Genomic DNA, 23,906 nt, shown 5'->3' with positions numbered 1-23,906 from the left:
CCGCCCGGCCGCCGCCCACGGCCAACCCTGCACTGCGCGCGGAGAGGCGCGGGCCGCCCCGGGCCGGTCGCCCGACCGGGGCTCCACGGCGGCGGACGGCCCGGGGCGGCGGCGGCCCGCCCACGGCGGTCGGAACCACGCGAGACGGCGTACCGGGCCACCGGGGCGGGGCGCAGGCTCACAGCCGGGGAAGCTCCGGGGGCGTCTTCGCCGGGTGCTCCTCGAGCGCGGCCAGCGCCATGCGCACGGCCTCGTCCAGTTGCACATCGCGCCCTGCGGCGTGGTCCTGCGGCGCCTGCACCACCTCGACGTCCGGATCGACCCCGTGGTTCTCCACGCCCCAGCCGTAACCCTCCAGCCAGAACGCGTACTTCGGCTGCGTCACGAGGGTCCCGTCCACAAGGCGGTACCTGCTGTCGATCCCGATGACCCCGCCCCAGGTCCGTGTCCCGACCACCGGCCCGATCCCGAGCGCCTTGACCGCCGCGTTCACGATGTCCCCGTCCGATCCGGAGAACTCGTTGGCGACGGCGACGACGGGTCCGCGCGGGGCGTTCTCGGGGTAGCTGTAGGCCCGCAGCCCTCGCGGGAGGTCCCAGCCCACGATCCGGCGCGCCAGCTTCTCCACCACCAGCTGGGAGGTGTGCCCGCCCCGGTTCTCCCGGACGTCCACGACCAGCCCCTCCCGGTCGACCTCGATCCGCAGGTCCCGGTGGAGCTGCGCCCAGCCGGATCCCACCATGTCCGGCACGTGCAGATACCCGAGCCGGCCGCCCGAGGTCTCGTGCACATACGCCCGCCGGTCCGCCACCCAGGCGTGGTACCTGAGCGGCTCCTCGTCGGCGATCGGGACGACGACGGTGTGCCGCAGATCCCCGCCGCCCGCCGGTGAGATCGTCAGCTCCACCGGCCGGCCGGCCGTACCGACCAGCAGCGGCCCCGGTCCCGTCACCGGGTCCACCGGCCGCCCGCCCACCGCGACGATCGCGTCCCCGGTGCGCACGGCCACACCGGGTGCGGCGAGCGGCGACCGTGCGTCCGGGTCGGAGGTCTCCGAGGGCAGCACGCGGTCGACGTGCCACTGGCCGTCGGTGTGGCGGGAGATGTCCGCGCCGAGCAGCCCCTGGCGCCGGTCCGTGTCGGCACCGTGGCCGGGCGGCGTCACGTACGCGTGGGAGGTGCCCAGTTCGCCGTGCACCTCCCACAGGAGGTCCACCAGGTCGTCGTGCGTGGCCACCCGCCCGAGCACCGGCCGGTAGCGGTCGAGGACCCCGTCCCAGTCGATTCCGCCGAGGTCCGGCCGCCAGAAGTTGTCCCGCATGAGACGGCCCGTCTCGTCGTACATCTGCCGCCACTCCGCGGCGGGGTCGACGGTCTGCCGCACCCGCGACAGGTCGACCGTGATGTTCGCGTCGCTGTCGTCGTCGTTCGGGGCGCGGCGGTCGCTCGGCACGACCTTGAGCTTGCCGTCGGTCCACAGCAGCACCCGCTTGCCGTCACCGCTGACCGCGAAGTGGTCGGCGTCCGCGGCGAGATGCTCGATACGCTGCTGGACCAGGTCGTAGCGCTCCAGCTCGGACTTGGGATCGGGGTCGTCGGGTGTGGCGCGGGAGGCGCCCAGCACACCGCGCACGGGATGCCGCAGCCACAGCACGCCGTCCTTGGCGGCCCGCAGCCCGGAGTAGCGCGCGGCCTCGACCGGGAAGGGCACGATCCGGTCGCCGAGCCCGTCCAGGTCGATCCGGGTGGCGGGGGCGCCCTCGCTGTCGGGCGTCTCGTCCTTCTCGGGCGCCTCGAAGGGGCGGCCGTGCCGCTGCGGCCCGAAGGGGGACGGCGTGGTCGCGGCGAGGGTGATCAGGTGCGGCCGTGAACCGCCGACGAAGGCCAGGTCGAAGACGTGCTCGTCGTAGACGGGATCGAAGGAGCGCGCCGACAGGAACGCCAGGTGCTTGCCGTCCAGCGTGAACGCCGGTGCGTAGTCGCGGAAGCGGAGCGGGGTCGCCTCGGTCACCGACAGGTCGGCCGTGTTGGCGAGCTTGAGCTGGCGCAGCGGCCGCGGGCCGGGGTGCGACCAGGCCAGCCATGCCGAGTCCGGTGAGAAGACCAGCCCGTCGGCGTCTCCGTCGTCACTGCGGTCGACCTCGCGCACCTCACCGCTGTCCCGCTCGACGAGCAGCACCCGTCCGTCGTGCGTGGCGACCGCGACACGGCCGCCGTCGGGTGCCACCGCGAGCCCGAGCACCCGCCCCAACTGCCCGGCCGCCAGCCGGCGGGGGGTGGCTGCGGGCAGAAAGCCGGTGGCGGGCGCGAACTCCAGCGCGTCCTCGCCCTCCGCGTCCGTCACCCACACCACCCACTCCTCGCCGTCGGCGCGGAAGGTGTGCGGCAGCCGGGCTCGTACGCCGTGGGCCGCGGCGAGCGCGCGGGACGGCCCCGAACGGTGGGTGATCCAGTGCACGGCGCCGCGCACGGAGATCGCGCTGCCGCGTCCGGTGTGGTCGGGCGAGGCGGTCCCGAACCAGCGGCCCGCGTGCAGGGGGTACGGCTGGAGGTCCGCGCGCTGCCCGCCGAGCCGGATGTCCAGCCGCCGGGGTTCGGCGCCGTCCAGGTCGTCGAGGAGCCACAGCTCACCGGCGGAGGCGTACACCACCCGGGTGCCGTCGGTGGCGGCGTGCCGGGCGTAGAAGCCCTCCCCGCCCTCGTGCGCTCCAGCGAGCGGTGTGTGGCGGCGCAGGTCGGACCCGTCGGCCGCCGAGGAGTACACGGCCCCGACGCCCTCGTGGTCGGAGAGGAAGGCGATCCTCGCCCGGTCGCCCGTTCCCACCCAGAGCGGGTACTCGATGTTCCCGTCGAGATCCTCGTGCAGCCGCACGAACTCGCCGTCGCCCTCACGGTCGATCCACAACTTGCCGGCGGTGCCGCCCCGGTAACGCTTCCAGTACGCGGCCTCGCGTCCCATCGGCGCGGACAGCAGGACCGTGGCGGGCCCGTACGCGACCTCGCCGACGGGCCCGTACGCCAGGGTGGTGGCCGGTCCGCCGTCGAGCGGCACGGCGCGCGCCCAGGTGCGGCGCAGCGACGCCTGACCGGCCGTGCTGAGCGCGAGCACCTGGCCCTCGGGGGTCCAGCCGCGCACCTGGGTCTTCGCGCTTCCCCAGTGCGTCAGGCGTTTCGAGGGGCCGCCGTCGATCGGGGCGACGTGGACTTCGGGAGCGCCGTCGCGGGTGGAGGTCCAGGCGACGACCGTGCCGTCCGGGGAGATGCGGGGGTGGTTCACGGGAACGTTGTCGGCGCTGACCCGCCAGGCTCGGCCGCCGTCGAGCGGGGCGACCCAGACGTCGTCCTCGGCGGTGAAGGCGACCAACTCGCCGTGCAGATGCGGGAACCGGAGGTACGCGGGCGATGCGGACTGAGTCACCGGATCACCCTAAGCAGCGATCTCGTTCCCTGACAGGGGTTTTCCCGGATGAAACCGCCCCGGGGGACGTCACTTGCCCCGCACCGGCCAGCAGGTCGGATCTCCCTGGCACCAGATCGTCCTCGTGACGGTGACGGTGGGCCCGGGCTGCCCGGGAGCGGTCGGGCGGAACGTGACGGGCGGGATCGGGGTGGCGGCGGCGTTGCAGTCGCCGAGGCCGCTGACGTGGAACCAGCGTCTGCCGCCCACGGTGGCCGTGAGGTTCCCGCGTACGCACTTGCCGTCGACGGCACGGGTGACCCTGCCCGTGACGGTGATGTCCCTCTTGTCGTCGGTCTGGCCCTGGCAGTCCACGGTGACGACGGTGCTCGCGGACGGCGCGGGCGTCCGGTGGGCGGCGGCGGACCTGCTGCCGTAGTCGCCCACGCAGCTCAGCCAACGCACCTTCACATGCTGCCGTTCCAGTTGCCTGGTCGCGGTCTGGTCGGTCGTGTAGGCCACCGACGCGGAACTCAGATCACCGGGTTGGCACGCGACGGCTCCGCCCGCGGTGACCAGCACGGCCCCGGTCGCGGCCGCGAGCCGCCGCCCGCCTCCCGGTCGCCGCCGAATCCGTCTCAACACCCCCATGGAGGGCAGCCTGCCACTCCACGGCCCAGGGGGACAGGGCGCATACGGCCATGTGCACGCCCCCGTTCACTCCTACGGGATGTGCCGCCGCCGCGCGCCGGAGGACGTCAGGGGAGCAGCAGGAGCCACTCCTGGAGCTCCACCAGATTGCCCTCCGGGTCCTTGAGATGGGCGACACGCATGCGGTCGGTCATGGGGGCCGGACCGTGCAGGAGGGTCGCGCCCCTGGACGTGATCTGCTCGCAGTACGCGTCCAGATCGTCCACCCGCAGCACCACGAGCGAACGATGGCCTGTGGCCTCGTCGGACAGTTCGCCGAGGACCCCGGCCATCATCGACCGGTCCTGCAGCGCGATGCCCGCCGAACCGGTGGCGGGGCTGAACTTCTCGTACGGTCCGTCCACCGCTCCCGACTGGGGTTTGAGCCCGAGGACCTCCGCGTAGAACCGGTAGCACTCCGCGAAGTCCGAGACCAGCAGTCGTATCTGTGCGAGTTCCATGGAGCGCCCCCGTGGGTCAGGACCAGCGGCCCGTACGGCCGAGCAGCAGAGCGGCCGCCGCGGTTCCGGCTGTCGATGTACGCAGGACGGTACGCCCCAGCCGGAACGCCCTCGCACCCGCGTCCCCGAAGAGCGCCAACTCCTCGGGCGACACGCCTCCTTCAGGCCCGACGACCAGCACGATCCGGCCCTCCGCGGGCAGGTCCACCGTGGCCAGGGGCTCGTCGCCGCTCTCGTGCAGGACCGCGGCGAGATCGGCCTCGGCCAGAAGTTCCGCCACCTGCTTGGTCGTTGCCGCGTCCGCGACCTCCGGGAAGCGCACCCGGCGGGACTGCTTGCCCGCCTCGCGGGCGGTGGCCCGCCATTTGCCGAGCGCCTTGAGCCCGCGGTCGCCCTTCCACTGCGTGATGCACCGGGAGGCCGCCCAGGGGACGATCGCGTCCACGCCGACCTCGGTCATCGTCTCCACGGCCAACTCGCCGCGGTCGCCCTTGGGCAGCGCCTGGACGACGGTGATGCGCACCGCGGGCGGGGGCTCCTCGTGGAGGGACTCGAGGTCCATGACCACCAGCCGGTCCTTGCCCTCGGCGGTCTTCACCACGCCCTCGGTCCACCGGCCGTGTCCGTCGGTGAGGACCACGTCCTCACCGGGCCGCAGCCGTTTCACCGACACCGCGTGCCGGCCCTCCGGTCCGTCGAGCACGAACTCCGGGCCGATTCCGTCGAGTCGGTCCACGACGAAGACGGGAGCCGTCATCGCCCGGCACCGCCTCTCGACAACGCTGTCGCCGCCGCCTCCAGTTCGGCCGCCAGCACCTCCACCAGCTGCCCGGCGGGCAGCTCACGGGCCTGGCGGTGTCCCTGCCCGGCCCACAACCCCATGCCCTGTGCGTCGCCCGCCGTGGCGGCCGCCTTGCGCAGCGGAGCGGTGAGGTGGTTGATCTCCGGGTACGCGGCCGGCGCATAGGGGCCGTGCTCCCGCATGAAGCGGTTGACCAGACCGCGGGCCGGGCGCCCGCTGAAGGCGCGCGTCAGCTCCGTCCGCACGAACAGGGGGTCGGTCAGCGCCTGCTTGTGCAGGGGGTGGGCGCCGGACTCGGGGGTCGCGAGGAAGGCCGTGCCCAACTGCGCGGCGCTCGCGCCCGCCGCGAGCACCGCGGCGATCTGGCCGCCGCGCATGATGCCGCCGGCCGCCACGATCGGGATGCCCACGGTCTCGCGCACCTGCGACACAAGGGCCAGCAGGCCGATGCCGGATCCGTCGTTCTCCTGGATGTCCCGGTGGGTGCCCTGGTGTCCGCCGGCCTCGACGCCCTGCACGATCACCGCGTCCGCGCCCGCCTCCTGCACGGCGCGTGCCTCGTCCGGGGTGGTCGCGGTGACAAGGGTGAACGTGCCCACGCGACGCAGGGACTCCAGGACCTCGGCAGTGGGGACCCCGAAGTGGAACGAGACGGCGGGCACCGGGTTGTCGAGGAGAACGGCGAGCTTGACGTCGTAGCCGTCGTCACGGCCGCTGTCGGGGTCGCCGAGTTCGGTCTCGTACCAGGCGGCCTCACCGGCGAGCTGGTTGGCGTAGACCTCCACGGCCGCGGCGGAAGGCAGCGCGGCGCCCGCCGCTCCGGTGGAGCCCGTGCCTGCACCGGGGTATTCGGGCTGCGGCATGAACACGTTCACGCCGAAGGGTCCGTTCGTCAGCCCTCGGAGCTGCTTGATCTCCTGGTACATGCCGTCGGCCGTCTTGTACCCGGCAGCGAGGAATCCCAGGCCGCCGGCATCGGTCACGGCGGCGGCGAGCTGCGGTACGGAGACGCCGCCCGCCATGGGGGCCTGCACGATCGGATGACGGAGGAGATCGGTCAGCGCGGAGGACATGACGGCATGTTGTCACGTCCTCCGAACAAGTCCGAATCCGGCCTTCCCCTGGCATATGCCAGGGGAAGGAACAACGCATCAGGGCGATGGACGAGGGTCCGCGGGCGGCGGAATCCGGCCCGCGGGACGCCGGGTGCCCGCCCGGCGGTCACCGTCCGTTGAACGCGTCCTTCAGCCGTGAGAACAGCCCCTGCTGGCCCGGCTGGAACTGCCCCTGCGGCCGCTCCTCGCCGCGCAGCACCGCCAGCTCGCGCAGCAGGCGCTCCTGCTCGGGGTCCAGCTTCGACGGCGTCTGCACCTCGACATGGACGATCAGATCGCCGCGCCCGCCGCCGCGCAGATGTGTGACACCGCGGGTGTGCAGGGGGATCGACTGCCCGGACTGCGTGCCGGGACGGATGTCGACCTCCTCCAGGCCGTCGAGCGTCTCCAGCGGGACCTTCGTGCCGAGGGCCGCCGCCGTCATCGGGATGGTGACCGTGCAGTGCAGATCGTCCCCGCGGCGCTGGAAGACCGAGTGCGGCAGCTCGTGGATCTCCACGTACAGGTCACCGGCGGGACCGCCGCCGGGGCCGACCTCGCCCTCGCCCGCGAGCTGGATCCGGGTGCCGTTGTCGACGCCGGCGGGGATCTTGACGGTGAGCGTCCTGCGGGAGCGCACCCGTCCGTCGCCCGCGCACTCGGGGCACGGGTTCGGGACGATGGTGCCGAAGCCCTGGCACTGCGGGCACGGCCTGGACGTCATGACCTGGCCCAGGAAGGACCGGGTGACCTGCGAGACCTCGCCGCGGCCGCGGCACATGTCACAGGTCTGCGCGGAGGTGCCGGGCGCGGCGCCCTCGCCGTTGCAGGTGTTGCAGACGACGGCCGTGTCGACCTGGATGTCCTTGGTCGTGCCGAAGGCCGCCTCGTCGAGCTCGATCTCGAGCCGGATCATGGCGTCCTGGCCCCGGCGGGTACGCGAGCGCGGTCCGCGCTGCGACGCCGTGCCGAAGAAGGCGTCCATGATGTCCGAGAAGTTCCCGAAACCGCCCGCACCGAAGCCGCCCGCACCGGCGCCGCCCGCCTGGGACAGCGGGTCACCACCGAGGTCGTAGACCTGCTTCTTCTGCGGGTCCGAGAGAACCTCGTACGCGGCGTTGATCTCCTTGAACCGCTCCTGCGTCTTGGGATCGGGGTTGACGTCCGGGTGCAGCTCGCGGGCGAGCCGACGGAACGCCTTCTTGATCTCTTCCTGCGACGCGTCGCGGCGCACGCCGAGTACGGCGTAGTAGTCCGTGGCCACTTACGACTCCGCCAGGATCTGTCCGACGTACCGTGCCACCGCTCGTACCGCTCCCATCGTTCCCGGGTAATCCATGCGGGTCGGTCCGACCACGCCAAGTTTCGCTACTGCTTCGCCGCCCGAACCGTAGCCCACGGAGACGACGGACGTGGAGTTGAGTCCCTCGTGCGCGTTCTCGTGACCGATACGCACCCGCATGGCCGGATCCTTCGCCTCGCCCAGCAACTTGAGGAGCACGACCTGCTCCTCGAGCGCCTCGAGAACGGGGCGGATGGTGAGAGGGAAGTCATGCCCGAAGCGGGTGAGATTGGCGGTTCCGCCGATCATCAGCCGCTCCTCGGTCTCCTCCACCAGTGTCTCCAGCAAAGTGGAGAGCACCGTGGCGACCGTACTGCGGTCCTCCGGCTCCTCGAAGGCCTCGGCCAGGTCCTGCACCAGCTGCGGGACGTCCGCGAAGCGGCGGCCGGCGACCCGGCTGTTGAGCCGGGCGCGCAGATCGGCCAGCGACGCCTCGCCGAACGGCGCGGGGCAGTCGATCATGCGCTGCTCGACCCGGCCGGTGTCCGTGATCAGCACGAGCATCACACGTGCGGGCGCCATCGACAGCAGTTCCACATGGCGCACCGTGGAGCGCGTCAGCGAGGGATACTGCACGACCGCGACCTGCCGGGTGAGCTGCGCGAGCAGCCGCACCGTACGCGTGACGACGTCGTCGAGGTCGACGGCGCTCTCCAGGAAGCTCTGGATCGCGCGGCGCTCCGGCGGGCTCATCGGTTTGACGGCCGCGAGCTTGTCGACGAAGAGTCGGTAGCCCTTGTCCGTGGGGATGCGTCCGGCGCTGGTGTGCGGCTGGGCGATGTAGCCCTCCTCCTCCAGCACGGCCATGTCGTTGCGGACGGTGGCCGGGGAGACGCCGAGCTTGTGCCGTTCGGTGAGGGCCTTGGAACCCACCGGTTCCTCGGTTCCCACGTAGTCCTGGACGATGGCGCGCAGCACTTCGAGCCGGCGTTCACTGAGCATCGCGCACACCTCCAGTGTCCCCTTGGCGCTTCCCTGGCACTCTGTGCATGCGAGTGCCAACATCCCGGAGCAAGTGTACGGCGGTCGGGTACGCCCCCGGCAAGGGCGGCAGCGCCGTCGTACCCATGTGTGCCGCCCCCTCGTACCGACGTGTACCGACCTGTCCCGGGGTGTCCACGCCGGGCGGCCGCCCGCTGACGGCGTCACCGCACGGCCGTGTTGCGGAAAGGGTTCCGGACCGGGCGCCCACCACCCCCGGTCCGGAACCGCACGGCCGGACCGGGCGCGGAGGTGCGGGCGGGCCGTCGCGGGCCGGGCGGGGTCGGGCGCCCGGACGAGGGCGCAGCCCGCACGCCGGGGCGGCGCGGCCTGCGGCGCCCGCCGGCACGGACCGGCGTGTGACGCATCTCGCGCTCATGGGCGCGAGGTCGTCCGGAGCGCTCGTCCCCGCCCGACGCCTCGACCCGGGAAGCGGAAGATGTCGGTGGCCCTCCACGGGGCCCGGTCCCGCGAGCCGCGGGCAGGCGGCTCGTTCCGGCGTGTCGTGGCGCCTCGTACGCCTTCCGGGTTCGCGCTTCTCCTATCGTCATCCGAATGCGCCAGTATTCGCCGGACCTGACTCCGCCGTGGAAGAAGCCCAAGCCCGTGCCGGAGGTCCCGGCGGACCCCGGTCTGGTGGTCGAGGAGCCGAGCACCGGCTTCTGCGGTGCGGTGATCCGCTGCGAGGCGGGCACGGTGACCCTGGAGGACCGCTTCGGCAAGCACCGGGTGTTCCCCCTGGAACCGCGTGGCTTCCTGCTGGAGGGCCGGGTGGTGACGCTGGTGCGCCCGTCGAATGCCCCGGTTCGCCCCACGCGTACGGCGTCGGGCTCGGTCGCGGTCCCCGGGGCCCGCGCGCGTGTCGCCCGTGCCGGCCGCATCTATGTGGAGGGCCGCCACGACGCGGAACTGGTCGAGCGGGTGTGGGGCGACGACCTGCGCATCGAGGGCGTGGTCGTGGAGTACCTGGAGGGGGTCGACGACCTGCCGTCGATCGTCTCGTCGTTCTCCCCCGGCCCCGATGCCCGCCTGGGCGTCCTGGTGGACCATCTGGTCCCCGGCACGAAGGAATGGCGCATCGCGGAGTCGGTGACGAGCGAGCACGCGCTGGTGGTCGGGCATCCCTACATCGACGTCTGGGAGGCCGTGAAGCCTTCGTCCGTCGGCATCCGGGAGTGGCCGCGCATCCCGCACGGCGAGGACTGGAAGAAGGGCGTGTGCCGGGCCCTGGGCTGGCCGGAGAACACGGGTGAGGCCTGGCAGCGGATCCTGTCCCGGGTGCGGTCCTACAAGGATCTGGAGCCGGAGCTGCTGGGCAGGGTGGAGGAGCTGATCGACTTCGTCACGGATCAACCGTGAGCGACGGCAGGGCGCCCGGCCCCTCCGCCACCGTGAGGACGCCGCCGACCCGTCGACCGGGGCGTGGCCCGAACCGCCGCCGCGCGGTGCCCGACCCCACCCGGTGATCAGTCCACCAGGTCCTGCACCACGGCGTCCGCGAGCAGCCGCCCCCGCAACGTCAGTACGGCGTGACCCTCCTCGTACGGACCCTCTTCCAGCAGCCCGTCCGCCAGCGCCCGGCGCGAGGCAGTGAGCCCCGCCTCCCGCAGCAGCGACAAGGGCATGCCCTCCCGCAGCCGCAGCTCCAGCAGAATGCGTTCGACCCGGCGGTCCTCCTCCGTCAGGACCTCACGCCCTGCCCCGGGGGACCGCCCCTGCGCGAGGGCCGCCGCATAGGCCCCCGGATGCTTCACGTTCCACCAGCGGATCCCGCCCACGTGGCTGTGGGCGCCGGGGCCCGCACCCCACCAGTCGGCGCCGCGCCAGTACAGCTCGTTGTGCAGGCAGCGGGCGGGCCGCGACGTGGCCCAGTTGGAGACCTCGTACCAGTCGTAGCCCGCAGACCCGAGCACCTCGTCCGCGATCAGGTAGCGGTCGGCGTGCACGTCGTCGTCCGTCATCGGGATCTCGCCACGGCGTATGCGGCGAGCGAGCTGTGTGCCCTCCTCGACGATCAGGGCGTAGGCCGAGATGTGGTCGGGCCCCGCGCCCAGCGCCGCCTCCAGCGACGCCCGCCAGTCGTCGTCCGACTCCCCCGGTGTGCCGTAGATCAGGTCCAGGTTCACGTGCTCGAAGCCCGCCGCCCGTGCCTCGGCCACACACGCCTCGGGGCGGCCGGGCGTATGCGTGCGGTCCAGGATCTTCAAGACGTGCGGACGCGCGCTCTGCATACCGAAGGAGATCCGGTTGAAGCCGCCCTCCCGGAGCGTGGCGAGGTACCGCTCGTCCACCGACTCCGGGTTGGCCTCCGTCGTCACCTCGGCGTCGTCCGCGAGCCCGAACTCGTCCCGGATCGACCCCAGCATCCGCACCAGGTCCTCCGCGGCGAGCAGCGTCGGCGTGCCGCCCCCGACGAAGACCGTGCGCACTTCGCGCGGGTCGTCGCCCAGCACCTTGCGGGCCAGACGGACCTCGTCGATCAGCGTCTGCGCGTAGTTGTCGCGCGACGCCAGCACCCCGCCCGTGCCGCGCAGCTCCGTCGCGGTGTAGGTGTTGAAGTCGCAGTAGCCGCAGCGCGTGGCGCAGTACGGCACGTGGAGATAGAAGCCGAGGGGACGCCCGGCGGCCCCAGCCAGGGCGTGCGCGGGCAGCGCCCCGTCGTCGGGTACGGGCTCACCGTCGGGGAGTGCGGAAGGCATGTCCTCCATTGTCCCGTACCGGCGGAACTCCTCACCGCGCTCACTCCGCCTGCAGGACCAGCAGCGCGAGATCGTCCTCCGGGGGCTTCGCCCCGAAGTCGTGCACCAGCCCCCTGATCCGTTCCGCGATCCGCTGCGCGCTCAGTCCGGCGCAGCCGGTGAGCGCCGCCGCCAGTCCGTCCCCGTCGTCGAACTGGCGGGGGCCGCTGCGCCGCTCCGTCACCCCGTCCGTGACGCACAGCAGGGTGTCGCCGGGGTGCAGCTCGAAGGTCTCGCAGGCGTACGCCACGTCCTCCACGACCCCGAGGAGCGTCTGCGGCCGCGCCACGGCGCGTACGTCGCCGGCCGGGCCAAGGGCCAGCGGCAGCGGGTGCCCGGCCGAGGCCAGTGTGCAGCGCACCCCGCCCTCGAAAGGGACCAGCTCGCCGTAGAGGAGGGAGAGGAAGCGGGCGTGCGGGCCGTCGTCGACGACCGGCACGGGGGCGCCGGCGGCCACCAGCGCCCGCGCCGCCGCGTCCGCGGCCTCCGTGGCGTCGTCCAGGAGAAGCTGGTTGAGACGGTCCAGGACGTCGGGGACCGCGTAGCCCTCACGGGCCAGCAGCCGCAGCCAGGGCCGGGCAAGGCCGATCACGACGGCCGCCTCGGGGCCCTTGCCCTGGACGTCGCCGAGCGCGAAGCACCAGCGTCCGTCGCCGGCCGGGAAGATGTCGTAGAAGTCGCCGCTCGGCCCGCCCTTGTCGCAGGGCTCGTACACGAGGGCGCTGCGCAACCCGGGGATCTCGGCGACCGCGCCGGGCAGCAGGCCCCGCTGCAGCACACGGCTGATCGTGGCCTGGCGGGCGTACTGCCGGGCGGCCCCGATGGCCAGTGCGACGCGGCGGCTCAGATCCTCCACGAGCCCCGTGACCTCGTCGGGGAAGCGCAGCAGTCCGGCGCGCCCGATGACGAGCGTGCCCAGCGGCCGGCCGCCGGCGATCAGCCGGTACGCCAGGGCGGCCCCCGTCGCCCCGCGCGGCCCCAGCGCCTCGCCGGGCCACGGCACGGGAACGGCCCTGGAACGCACCGCGTCGGGCACCCGGGGCGGGTCCTTCTCCAGCGACCGGCGCAGTTCCTCGATCCGGTTCTCACTGCCGTGCCACACGCGGGCCAGCCGGGTCCCCGGGGCGACCGCGCTCTCGGGCCCCTGCCGGCCCGCCGCCTCGTCCTCCAGCCACACCGCGCACCAGTCGGCCAGCCGCGGCACGATCAGCTGCCCGGTGAGGGCGGCCACCAGGTCCTCGTCGAGCTGTCCGGCGAGCAGGTCGGAGGCCTCCGCGAGGAACGAGAGGGCACCGCGGCCCCGCCAGTCCCGGTCGTGCGTACCGCGCGCGGTCTCGGCGAAGGCGGAGAGGTCGGGCCCGAGCAGTTCGGACGGGCCCGGCACGCTCTCGCAGCCGTACGCCTCGAGGGTGTCCTCCGCGTCCCGGGCGCCGTCGAGGGGCAGCAGGGCCCAGACGGTCTTGGTGCCGGTGCGGTAGGTGATCCCCCAGGCCGTGGAGAGCGTGGACACGAGCCGCAGACCGCGCCCGTACTCGGGTATGCCGTACGGGCGTTCCGAGCCGTCGTCCCGTACCGCCCTGGAGGGGTGATGGTCGGAGACCTCGACGACCAGGCCGGCCGGTTCGTCCTCCGCCTCCTTCAGCCGGCAGGCCACATCGACGTCCGTGCCGGCGTGCACGACGGCGTTGGTGACCAGTTCGCTGACGACGACCAGCGTGTCGTCCGTCAACCGCTCGGTGAACGTGTCCGGTTCGGCGGTCCGGGCCCAATCCTCCAGGGCCGCACGGACGAAACGACGCGCGGCACCGGCCGCGAGCGGGCCCCCGGGCAGTGTCGTGCGCACCACCGCGCGCAGGTCCGCGCCTTCGGGCACAGGCACATCAGGGGCTCGGGAGATGGTCTCCCTTTGCGTGGGAATGGCCCCCATGGACGGCTCCCCGAGCAGCTGGGACGAATACGCCTCTGACGATGCGGACAGAGTGACAGACTGGCCGCGCCCATAAGCACCGAGTTACCGAAGTGGGCCGGCATGAGTGAGAACAGTGCTACAGATGTGTTCGAAGACGGACAGATTCGAGCATCGGATCTCCGTCCCCTGCTCGCGGCGATGACCGCCGCCCGGGACGGCGACTTCACCAAGGTGCCGGAGGCGGGCCACGGCCCGGTGGCCGAACTGGGCGCCGTCTTCAATCAGATCGTCGACCGGAGCAGGCACTTCAACTCGGAGATCAAGCGGGTCAAGCGGGAGCTGGTGCGGCACGGCCGGCTCGACGAGCGGGTCTCGGCGAGCCCGGGCCAGGGATCCTGGACCTCACGCGTCGACGACGTCAACCAGGTGCTCGACGCCCTGGTGGCACCGGCGGCCAACGCGACGCGGGTGCTGGACGCGGTGGCCGGCGGCGATCTGACGCAGCGGGTCGACCTGCACGACGGCAGCCGCCAGCTGCGCGGTGATCTGCGACGCCTCGGCCGTGCGGTCAACAAGATGGTCGACCAGCTGTCGCTGTTCACCGGCGAGGTGACGCGGGTCGCCCGTGAGGTCGGCACCGAGGGACGGCTCGGCGGCCGGGCCAAGGTACGTGGCCTTTCAGGCAGTTGGCGGGACGTGACCGAGGCGGTCAACACGATGGCCTCCCGTCTGACGGCCCAGGTCCGGGACATCGCCCTGGTGACGACGGCGGTGGCGCGCGGCGACCTGACCCGCACGGTGACGGTCGAGGCGACGGGTGAGCTGCTGGAGCTGAAGCTCACCGTGAACACGATGGTGGACCAGCTCTCGGCGTTCGCCGACGAGGTGACCCGGGTGGCCCGGGAGGTCGGCACCGAGGGCCAGTTGGGCGGGCGCGCCCAGGTGCGGGGCGTCAGCGGGGTATGGAAGGACCTCACCGACAACGTCAACTTCATGGCCTCGAACCTGACCTCGCAGGTCCGCAACATCGCCCAGGTGACCACGGCGGTCGCCAACGGCGATCTCAGCCAGAAGATCACGGTGGCCGCCCAGGGCGAGATCCTGGAGCTGAAGTCCACGATCAACACGATGGTCGACCAGCTCTCCGCGTTCGCCGACGAGGTGACCCGGGTCGCCCGCGAGGTCGGCACCGAGGGCAACCTCGGCGGGCGTGCGCAGGTCCGGGGCGTCTCCGGGGTCTGGAAGGACCTCACCGACAACGTCAACTTCATGGCGGACAACCTGACCTCCCAGGTCCGCAACATCGCGCTCGTGTCCACGGCCGTCGCGCAGGGCGACCTCGGCAAGAAGATCACGGTCGAGGCGAAGGGCGAGATCCTGGAGCTGAAGTCGACCATCAACACCATGGTCGACCAGCTCTCCGCATTCGCCGACGAGGTGACCCGGGTCGCCCGCGAGGTCGGCACCGAGGGCAATCTCGGTGGTCAGGCGCAGGTGCGAGGGGTGAGCGGGGTCTGGAAGGACCTCACGGACAACGTCAACTTCATGGCGCTCAACCTCACTTCCCAGGTCCGCAACATCGCCCAGGTGACGACCGCCGTCGCGAACGGCGACCTCTCCAAGAAGATCACCGTCGACGCCCGCGGCGAGATCCTCGAGCTCAAGGACACCGTGAACACCATGGTGGAGCAGCTGCGGGCCTTCGCGGACGAGGTGACACGGGTGGCCCGGGAGGTCGGCACGGACGGCAGGCTGGGCGGCCGGGCCCAGGTGCGGGGCGTCAGCGGGGTCTGGAAGGACCTCACCGACAACGTCAACTACATGGCGGACAACCTGACCTCGCAGGTCCGCAACATCGCCCAGGTCGCCACCGCCGTCGCCCAGGGCGACCTGTCGAAGAAGATCGACGTGGACGCCCGCGGCGAGATCCTGGAACTCAAGACCACCATCAACACGATGGTCGACACCCTCTCGTCCTTCTCCTCCGAGGTCACCCGCGTCGCCCGCGAGGTCGGCAGCGAGGGCCGGCTCGGCGGCCAGGCACGCGTCGAGGGCGTCTACGGCACCTGGAAGCGCCTGACGACCAACGTCAACGAACTGGCCCTCAACCTGACGACCCAGGTCCGCGCGATCGCCGAGGTGGCCTCCGCCGTGGCCCAGGGCGACATGTCCCGCTCGATCACGGTGGAGGCACAGGGTGAGGTCGCCGAGCTGAAGAACAACATCAACCTCATGGTCTCCAACCTCCGCGAGACCACCCGGGCCAAGGACTGGCTGGAGTCGAACCTCGCCCGGCTCGCCGCGCTGATGCAGGGTCACCGCGATCTGATGGAGGTCGCCGACCTGATCCTGCGGGAGCTGACCCCGCTGGTGAACGCGCAGTACGGCGCCTTCTACCTGGCCGACCCCGACGGGGACGGCGCGTCGGTGCGCACCACGGTCCCCGCGAAGGGGCTCGCGTTCATCGCAGGTTACGGTGCCGCGCAGGAGACGACGGTCGAGACCGGCGGCCTGCCGGTGCACGGTCTGGTCCGTCAGGCGGCGCGGGAGAAGAAGCGGATCCTCGTCGAGGAGGCCCCGCCGGACTACATCAAGATCAACAGCGGGCTCGGTGAAGCGGCCCCGACCAGCGTGGTGATCATCCCGATCCCCTTCGAGGACAAGCTGCTCGGAGTGATCGAGCTGGCCTCGTTCTCCCGCTTCTCCGACGTCCATCTCGCGTTCTTCGACCAGTTCGTGAACACGATCGGCGTCGCGATCAACACCATCATCGCCAACTCCCGCACGGAGTCCCTGCTCGGCGAGTCCCAGCGCCTGGCCATGCAGCTCCAGGAGCGCTCCGACGAACTGCAGAAACAGCAGGCGGAGCTTCAGCACTCGAACGCCGAACTGGAGGAGAAGGCCGCACTGCTGGCGACGTCGTCGCAGTACAAGTCGGAATTCCTGGCGAACATGTCGCACGAGCTGCGCACCCCGCTGAACTCCCTGCTGATCCTGGCCCGTCTGCTCTCCGACAACCCGGAGGGTCATCTCTCCGATCAGGACGTGCAGTTCGCGACGACGATCCACCGCTCGGGCTCGGACCTGCTGCAACTGATCAACGACATCCTCGACCTGTCGAAGATCGAGGCCGGCCGGATGGACGTACGCCCCAAGCGGCTCCCACTCATCAAACTGCTGGACTATGTCCACGCCACCTTCCGCCCGCTGACCCTCGACCGGGGACTCGCCTTCGAGGTCACCGTGGGGCCCGACGTGCCGCGGGAGATGTACTCGGACGAGCAGCGGCTGCAGCAGATCCTGCGCAATCTGCTCTCCAACGCGATCAAGTTCACCGCCACCGGCAAGGTCGAGCTGACGGTCGACCTCGTCAAGGACCTCGACCACCGCCACACCCGCGAGAACACCGAAGCGGCGATCGCGTTCGCCGTCTCCGACACGGGCATCGGCATCGCACCCGAGAAACTCCCGGTGATCTTCGAGGCGTTCCAGCAGGCCGACGGGACGACCAACCGCAAGTACGGCGGCACGGGACTGGGCCTGTCCATCAGCCGGGAGATCGCGGGCCTGCTGGGCGGGAAGATCATCGCGGAGAGCGCTCCCGGCCAGGGGTCGACGTTCACGCTGTACGTGCCCGTGGTCGGCCCCGGACACACGGCGACCGGCCCGACGTCGCTGGAGCAGCCGGCCTCCGTGCCCGAGCAGCTGTCCACCGAGCACTGCACCGGGCCCGACACCGACGACGCCTGGCCCGCGCCGACCAAACTGGAGGCGTGGAAGTCCGGCCGGGCGGGACAGGTGCTGCCGGGCCGGCGGGTGCTGATCGTGGACGACGACATCCGCAACGTCTTCGCGCTCACCCATGTCCTCGGCCGGGTCGGCATGCCGGTGCTGTACGCGGAGAACGGCCGTGAGGGCATCGAGACGCTGGAGCGCCATCCGGACGTCGCGCTCGTCCTGATGGACATCATGATGCCGGAGATGGACGGCTACGAGACGATCTCCCACGTCCGCCGCACACCCCGCTGGGCGGACCTGCCCATCGTCGCGCTGACCGCGAAGGCGATGCCCGGCGACCGCGAGAAGTCCATCGCACGCGGCGCCAACGACTACGTGCCCAAACCCGTCGACGTCGACCGGCTGCTGACCGTCGTCTGCGCCCTCCTGGACCCGGACGGGGCGGAGTCCTGGGGCCCGGGCGCGAACGACCACGCCCCGGGGCCGGAGCGGAGTGCCGGGGCCGATGGAGCGAGCGCCCCCGAGCGTTCCGCCGTCCCTCCGTGCACCGAGTGAGGGCCGTCACATGCTTGTCGAGGAAGGGCCCGAGGACGGTGCGAGTCCCCTGACCGGGGGCCGGACGTTCCAGCCCGTACCCCCGGTCCGCGTCCTAGGCCTCGCGTGTGCCGGCGTACATCTCGTCGATCAGGTGCTTGTACTCCCGCTCGACGACGGGCCGCTTCAGCTTCAGGCTCGGCGTGATCTCACCGTGCTCCACGTCGAGGTCCCGCGGCAGCAGACGGAACTTCTTGACGGTCTGCCACTTCTGGAGCCCCTCGTTGAGCTGCTTGACGTAGCCGTCGACCATCTCGACCGTGACCGGTGCGGCCACGATCTCGGCGTACGACCTGCCCCCAGCCCGTTCTCCTTCGCCCACTCCAGGATGGACACCTCGTCGAGGGCGATGAGCGCCGTGCAGTAGTTCCGGTCGGCGCCGTGCACGAGGATGTTGGAGACGTACGGGCACACCGCCTTGAACTGGCCCTCGACCTCGGCGGGCGCGATGTACTTGCCGCCTGACGTCTTGATGAGGTCCTTCTTGCGGTCGGTGATCCGCAGATAGCCGTCGGGCGACAGCTCGCCGATGTCACCGGTGTGGAACCAGCCGTCCGCCTCCAGCACCTCGGCGGTCTTCTCCGGCAGCCCGTGGTAGCCCTCCATGATGCCGGGGCCGCGCATCAGGATCTCGCCGTCGTCCGCGATGCGCACCTCGGTGCCGGGCAGCGGCTTGCCGACGGTGCCCGTGCGGTACGCCTCGCCCGGGTTCACGAAGGAGGCGGCGGAGGACTCGGTGAGGCCGTAGCCCTCCAGGATGTGGATGCCGGCGCCGGCGAAGAAGTAGCCGATCTCGGGGGCGAGGGCGGCGGAGCCGGAGACGCAGGCGCGCAGGTTGCCGCCGAAGGCCTCCCGGATCTTGGCGAAGACCAGCGCGTCCGCGACCTTGTGCTTGGCGGCGAGACCGAACGGCACGGCGTGCGTGCCGGTACGGCGGAAGGTGTCCTGGGAGACCTTGGCGTACTCCCGGGCGACCTCGGCCGCCCACAGGAAGATCTTGTACTTCGCCGCGCCGCCCGCCCGCGCCTTGGCCGCGACCCCGTTGTAGACCTTCTCGAAGATGCGCGGAACGGCCGCCATATAGGTCGGCTGCACGACCGGCAGATTCTCGATGATCTTGTCCACGCGGCCGTCGACGGCCGTGACGTGGCCGACCTCGATCTGGCCGGAGGTGAGCACCTTGCCGAAGACGTGTGCGAGCGGCAGCCACAGGTACTGCACGTCGTCGGCGCCCACCAGCCCGGTCGCCGCGATCGCCTTGGCCATGTACGCCCAGTTGTCGTGCGGCAGTCGCACGCCCTTGGGGCGGCCGGTGGTGCCGGAGGTGTAGATCAGGGTGGCGAGCTGGTCCTTGGTGATCGCGCCCACCCGCTCCTTGATGAGCTCGGGATGCTGCTCGAGGTAGGCGGCGCCGCGCGACTCCAGTTCGGCCAGGGAGAGCACCCAGCCGCCCGTCTCGACACCCTTGGGGTCGATCACCACGACGTGGGTGAGCGCGGGCAGCTCCGCACGCTTCTCCCGCACCTTCGCCAACTGCTCCGCGTTCTCCGCGATCAGCACCCTGCTCTCGGAGTTGGAGAGGATGAACGACGATTCATCGGCGTTGGTCTGCGGGTAGACCGTGGTGGTGGCCGCTCCGGCGCAGAGGATGCCCAGGTCGGCGAGGATCCACTCGACCCGCGTCGAGGAGGCGAGCGCCACCCGCTGCTCCGGCTGCACGCCCAGCTCGATCAGTCCGGCCGCGATCGAGAAGACCTGCTCGGCCGCCTCGGCCCAGCTCAGCGACTTCCATTCGTCTGGGCCCTCGCCGGAGGCGAGCGGTACGGGGTACCGGTAGGCCTCGGCGTCGGGCGTGGCCGCCACGCGCTCCAGAAAGAGGGCCGCCACGGACGGCGGACGGTTCTCGATCAAGGTCTGTGTGTCGCTCACGACATCCTCCGGGGCCCGCGACGATGCGGCTGACTCATGCTGGCTGGCTCATTGCGACTGGCTCGATGCGACTGGCTGGTCTGCGCCTGCTGTCACTCCGGCGCAGTTGTTTAACTCACGAGTAACTACCGAGCAGAGATCAGAGTAGAGCCCGACCGCCCGGTACGTAAGAGGCGGTGGCCTGTCACTTCCTACAGAGAGCGACGGGGAGCACGCGAAGGGGCCCGCCGCACTTTCGTACGACGGGCCCCTGTTCGGCCGATTTTCCGGGGCTCCCCGGTTACTTCTTGCCCTTGACCGACCCCGCGCTGTCATCGCTGGACAGCACGGCGATGAAGGCTTCCTGGGGAACCTCCACGGAACCCACCATCTTCATCCGCTTCTTGCCCTCCTTCTGCTTCTCCAGCAGCTTCCGCTTGCGGGAGATGTCACCGCCGTAGCACTTGGCGAGGACGTCCTTGCGGATGGCGCGGATGGTCTCGCGGGCGATCACCCGGGAGCCGACGGCGGCCTGCACCGGCACCTCGAAGTTCTGCCGCGGGATGAGTTCCTTCAGCTTGGCGACCAGCCGGACACCGTATGCGTACGCCTGGTCCTTGTGGGTGATCGCCGAGAAGGCGTCCACCTTGTCGCCGTGCAGCAGGATGTCGACCTTCACCAGGGAGCTGTCCTGCTCGCCGGTGGGCTCGTAGTCGAGGGAGGCGTAGCCGCGGGTCTTGGACTTCAGCTGATCGAAGAAGTCGAAGACGATCTCCGCCAGGGGCAGTGTGTAGCGGATCTCGACCCGGTCCTCGGACAGGTAGTCCATGCCGAGCAGGGTGCCGCGGCGGGTCTGGCAGAGCTCCATGATCGCGCCGATGAACTCGGTGGGCGCGAGGATCGTGGCCCGTACGACCGGCTCGTACACCTCGGCCAGCTTGCCCTCGGGGAACTCGCTCGGGTTGGTGACCGTGTGCTCCTCGCCGTCCTCCATGATCACGCGGTAGACCACGTTGGGCGCGGTGGCGATCAGATCGAGCCCGAATTCGCGCTCCAGGCGCTCGCGGACCACGTCGAGGTGGAGCAGTCCGAGGAAGCCGACACGGAATCCGAAGCCCAGGGCGGCGGAGGTCTCGGGTTCGTAGACGAGCGCGGCGTCGTTGAGCTGGAGCTTGTCGAGTGCCTCGCGCAGGTCCGGGTAGTCGGAGCCGTCCAGCGGATACAGGCCCGAGAAGACCATCGGCTTCGGGTCCTTGTAGCCGCCGAGGGGCTCCGTGGCGCCCTTGGCCTGGCTGGTGATCGTGTCACCGACCTTGGACTGGCGGACGTCCTTCACACCGGTGATGAGGTAGCCCACCTCGCCGACGCCGAGGCCGTCGGACGGAAGCATCTCGGGCGAGCTGACGCCGATCTCCAGCAGCTCGTGGGTCGCGCCGGTGGACATCATCTTGATGCGCTCGCGCCTGTTGAGCTGTCCGTCGACGACACGCACATACGTCACGACGCCGCGGTAGGAGTCGTAGACCGAGTCGAAGATCATCGCGCGGGCGGGCGCGTCCACGACACCCACCGGCGCCGGGATCTGCTCGACGACCTTGTCCAGCAGCGCCTCGACGCCCAGGCCCGTCTTGGCGGACACCTTCAGGACGTCGTCGGGCTCGCAGCCGACGAGGTTGGCGAGCTCCTCGGAGAACTTCTCCGGCTGAGCGGCCGGCAGGTCGATCTTGTTGAGCACGGGGATGATCGTGAGGTCGTTCTCCATCGCCAGATAGAGGTTGGCGAGGGTCTGGGCCTCGATGCCCTGGGCGGCGTCGACGAGGAGGATCGTGCCCTCGCAGGCGGCGAGCGACCGCGAGACCTCGTAGGTGAAGTCGACGTGCCCAGGGGTGTCGATCATGTTGAGGATGTGCGTACTGCCCGGGTCGTGCGTCGGGGCCCACGGCAGACGCACCGCCTGGGACTTGATCGTGATGCCACGCTCGCGCTCGATGTCCATGCGGTCGAGGTACTGAGCGCGCATCTGCCGCTGCTCGACGACGCCGGTGAGCTGGAGCATCCGGTCGGCGAGCGTGGACTTGCCGTGGTCGATGTGCGCGATGATGCAGAAATTGCGGATCCGAGCCGGGTCGGTACGGCTCGGCTCGGGCGCATGGGTAGGAGTCGCGGGCACGCAGGGTCCTGATTCTTGAGGCGTCCGCAGCGTCTGCGGTCTCGGGTCGGAACGATACGTAGCCTCCATCGTCCCATGCGCGGGACACTGCGACCGGTTTGGGCCATGTCGGACCGGAACGGGAGGCCGGATCCGGGGGCCGTCCGGCGGTGCGGGCGACCGGTTTGGGCGGCCCTGAGCCCGACTGGTAGCCTGGGTGGCTGTGCCTCATGCCCTCTCAGCGCGAGGTACCTCTTCAAAGAAATCACCGGCGCGTGAGGCGGTCAGCCCCACGGGCCTGAACCTGTAAAGGCTCATTCGTGGCGAACATCAAGTCCCAGATCAAGCGGAACAAGACGAACGAGAAGGCGCGCCTGCGCAACAAGGCCGTCAAGTCCTCGCTCAAGACCGCGATCCGCAAGGCTCGCGAGGCCGCTGCCGCGGGCGACGCCGAGAAGGCCACCGAGTACCAGCGCGCCGCCGCGCGTCAGCTCGACAAGGCCGTCTCGAAGGGCGTCATCCACAAGAACCAGGCCGCCAACAAGAAGTCGGCGCTTGCTTCGAAGGTCTCGTCCCTCAAGGGCTGACACTTGATTTGACGCCGGAGGGAACCGAGCGGGCCCTCTCTCATCCGCTCCCCCCTGGCACTCCGGGTTCGTACGCGGCCTGCGTTCGCCACGCGGGTACGAACCCACCAGCTTGAGATCCGAGAGCCCCGCCCTCGCCCTTCCCCAGGGCGGCGGCGGGGCTCTCGGCTCACGCCCGCCCCCTCGACCGCGCCGCCCGCGCGATGGTGACGACCGCCTTCTCCAGGGCGTACTCGGGATCGTCCCCGCCGCCCTTGACTCCTGCGTCGGCCTCGGCGACCGCCCGCAGGGCGATCGCCACTGCGTCCGGCGTCCATCCCCGCATCTGCTGCCGCACCCGGTCGATCTTCCACGGCGGCATGCCCAGCTCCCGGGCGAGGTCCGCCGGGCGTCCGCCGCGCGCGGACGACAGCTTGCCGATGGCCCGCACCCCCTGTGCGAGGGCGCTCGTGATCAGGACCGGCGCGACCCCCGTGGCCAACGACCATCTGAGGGCCTCCAGCGCCTCCGCCGCCCGCCCCTCGACCGCCCGGTCCGCGACGGTGAAGCTGGACGCCTCGGCCCGCCCCGTGTAGTACCGCCCGACCACCGCCTCGTCGATGGTCCCCTCGACGTCCGCGGTGAGCTGCGAGACCGCCGAGGCCAGCTCCCGCAGATCGCTGCCGATCGCGTCGACGAGGGACTGGCAGGCTTCCGGGGTCGCCGCGCGACCCTGCGCCCGGAACTCCCCGCGCACGAACGCCAGCCGGTCGGCCGGCTTCGTCATCTTGGGGCACGCCACCTCCCGCGCCCCCGCCTTGCGTGCGGCGTCGAGCAGTCCCTTGCCCTTGGCGCCGCCCGCGTGCAGCAGCACAAGCGTGATCTCCTCGGCCGGAGAGCCGAAATATCCCTTCAGCTCCTTGATCGTGTCGGCCGACAGGTCCTGAGCGTTGCGCACGACCACGACCTTGCGCTCGGCGAACAGCGACGGACTGGTCAGCTCCGCGAGCGTGCCGGGCTGCAACTGGTCGGAGGACAGATCCCGTACGTCCGTGTCGGCGTCGGCGGCCCGGGCGGCGGCCACCACCTCCTGCACGGCCCGGTCCAGCAGGAGGTCCTCCTGGCCCACGGCGAGGGTGACCGGAGCGAGCACGTCGTCATTCGTCTTCTTGGCCATCACGGACAGCATCGCACGCGGCACCGACAACACGTCCCGGGCGCCCGTCGGCCGCAGCCGTGCGCGGGGCGCGGCACGGCAGGCCTAGGGCTCCTCCCGCCAGCCGTCCCACTCCCCCGCGAACGTGTGCAGCTCGTCCGGATCCAGCCGTCCTTCCTCGTCCCGCAGCACCACCAGCCACTGCGCGTCCTCCGCGTCGTCCTCGCCGGCCAGCGCGTCACGGACGATCCGCGGTTCCTCGGCAAGACCGAACCGTTCCCCGAGCGCCTCCACCACCTCTTCCGCGGCATCGCGGTCGGGCAGCACCAGCACATGTCTCACATCGCTCACGAAGCCATCCTCCGCCACGTCCGTTCCGCT

General features: G+C 71.1%; 15 protein-coding genes and 1 pseudogene. 3 read left to right on the top strand and 13 right to left on the bottom strand.

The window, feature by feature from the left end; genetic code table 11:
* Window positions 1-178: 178 nt before the first annotated feature.
* The 7 genes from RCR19_RS24795 to hrcA all read right to left on the bottom strand — a co-directional run bounded on the left by RCR19_RS24795 (window position 179) and on the right by hrcA (window position 8,728).
* Window positions 179-3,418, bottom strand: coding sequence for a S41 family peptidase (locus RCR19_RS24795; protein ID WP_331267119.1), 3,240 nt, complete (start codon window positions 3,416-3,418; stop codon window positions 179-181).
* A 69-nt stretch (window positions 3,419-3,487) separates the two neighbouring features.
* Window positions 3,488-4,048: a hypothetical protein gene (locus RCR19_RS24790; RefSeq protein ID WP_331267118.1), complete on the bottom strand. Its 561-nt coding sequence runs from the start codon at window positions 4,046-4,048 to the stop codon at window positions 3,488-3,490.
* Window positions 4,049-4,155: 107 nt separating this feature from the next.
* On the bottom strand, window positions 4,156-4,548 hold the full coding sequence (locus tag RCR19_RS24785; RefSeq protein ID WP_115975297.1) for a VOC family protein: 393 nt from the start codon (window positions 4,546-4,548) through the stop codon (window positions 4,156-4,158).
* Between the two features lie 16 nt (window positions 4,549-4,564).
* Complete coding sequence (locus tag RCR19_RS24780) at window positions 4,565-5,305, bottom strand: 16S rRNA (uracil(1498)-N(3))-methyltransferase (RefSeq protein ID WP_220294137.1); 741 nt, start codon at window positions 5,303-5,305, stop codon at window positions 4,565-4,567.
* Window positions 5,302-6,423 (bottom strand): nitronate monooxygenase, encoded by a 1,122-nt coding sequence (locus tag RCR19_RS24775; protein WP_331267117.1) that lies wholly within the window; start codon window positions 6,421-6,423, stop codon window positions 5,302-5,304. The genes RCR19_RS24780 and RCR19_RS24775 overlap by 4 nt, the downstream gene beginning before the upstream one ends.
* Before the next feature lie 148 nt (window positions 6,424-6,571).
* Window positions 6,572-7,708 (bottom strand): molecular chaperone DnaJ, encoded by a 1,137-nt coding sequence (gene dnaJ, locus RCR19_RS24770; protein ID WP_331267116.1) that lies wholly within the window; start codon window positions 7,706-7,708, stop codon window positions 6,572-6,574.
* Window positions 7,709-8,728 carry a heat-inducible transcriptional repressor HrcA gene (gene hrcA, locus RCR19_RS24765; protein WP_059131536.1) on the bottom strand — a complete coding sequence of 340 codons (1,020 nt, stop codon included), beginning with the start codon at window positions 8,726-8,728 and terminating at the stop codon, window positions 7,709-7,711.
* A gap of 594 nt (window positions 8,729-9,322) precedes the next feature.
* Here hrcA and RCR19_RS24760 point away from each other — a divergent pair.
* On the top strand, window positions 9,323-10,126 hold the full coding sequence (locus RCR19_RS24760; RefSeq protein ID WP_331267115.1) for a DUF3097 domain-containing protein: 804 nt from the start codon (window positions 9,323-9,325) through the stop codon (window positions 10,124-10,126).
* Between the two features lie 107 nt (window positions 10,127-10,233).
* Here RCR19_RS24760 and hemW read toward each other — a convergent pair whose 3' ends face one another.
* Entirely contained in the window at window positions 10,234-11,466 is a 1,233-nt protein-coding gene (gene hemW / locus RCR19_RS24755) for a radical SAM family heme chaperone HemW (RefSeq protein ID WP_331267114.1), read from the bottom strand.
* Between the two features lie 40 nt (window positions 11,467-11,506).
* Window positions 11,507-13,432 (bottom strand): SpoIIE family protein phosphatase, encoded by a 1,926-nt coding sequence (locus RCR19_RS24750; RefSeq protein WP_331267113.1) that lies wholly within the window; start codon window positions 13,430-13,432, stop codon window positions 11,507-11,509.
* 102 nt (window positions 13,433-13,534) lie between these two features.
* On the opposite strand from RCR19_RS24750, the gene RCR19_RS24745 reads away from it, so the two are divergent.
* Complete coding sequence (locus tag RCR19_RS24745) at window positions 13,535-17,707, top strand: HAMP domain-containing protein (RefSeq protein ID WP_331267112.1); 4,173 nt, start codon at window positions 13,535-13,537, stop codon at window positions 17,705-17,707.
* Between the two features lie 94 nt (window positions 17,708-17,801).
* On the opposite strand, the pseudogene RCR19_RS24740 reads toward RCR19_RS24745, so the two are convergent.
* Together RCR19_RS24740 and lepA are read right to left on the bottom strand one after the other, a co-directional pair.
* A pseudogene (locus RCR19_RS24740) lies at window positions 17,802-19,675 on the bottom strand (AMP-dependent synthetase/ligase).
* Between the two features lie 280 nt (window positions 19,676-19,955).
* Window positions 19,956-21,824: a translation elongation factor 4 gene (gene lepA, locus RCR19_RS24735; RefSeq protein WP_331267111.1), complete on the bottom strand. Its 1,869-nt coding sequence runs from the start codon at window positions 21,822-21,824 to the stop codon at window positions 19,956-19,958.
* A gap of 299 nt (window positions 21,825-22,123) precedes the next feature.
* On the opposite strand from lepA, the gene rpsT reads away from it, so the two are divergent.
* Window positions 22,124-22,390 carry a 30S ribosomal protein S20 gene (gene rpsT / locus RCR19_RS24730; RefSeq protein WP_054214641.1) on the top strand — a complete coding sequence of 89 codons (267 nt, stop codon included), beginning with the start codon at window positions 22,124-22,126 and terminating at the stop codon, window positions 22,388-22,390.
* Window positions 22,391-22,559: 169 nt separating this feature from the next.
* Here the strand turns inward: rpsT and holA are convergent, their stop codons facing one another.
* Window positions 22,560-23,546, bottom strand: a complete 987-nt coding sequence (gene holA / locus RCR19_RS24725) for a DNA polymerase III subunit delta (protein WP_331267110.1) — start codon at window positions 23,544-23,546, stop codon at window positions 22,560-22,562.
* A gap of 84 nt (window positions 23,547-23,630) precedes the next feature.
* Window positions 23,631-23,876, bottom strand: a complete 246-nt coding sequence (locus tag RCR19_RS24720) for a hypothetical protein (RefSeq protein WP_059131649.1) — start codon at window positions 23,874-23,876, stop codon at window positions 23,631-23,633.
* Window positions 23,877-23,906: the final 30 nt, after the last annotated feature.

The sequence above is a fragment of the Streptomyces sp. WAC07094 genome, from assembly GCF_036320405.1.
In the GTDB taxonomy this organism is placed as follows: Bacteria; Actinomycetota; Actinomycetes; order Streptomycetales; family Streptomycetaceae; genus Streptomyces; species Streptomyces lannensis.
The sequence above is the reverse complement of the archived record's forward strand: the minus strand, read 5'-3'. Positions and strand labels throughout refer to the sequence as shown.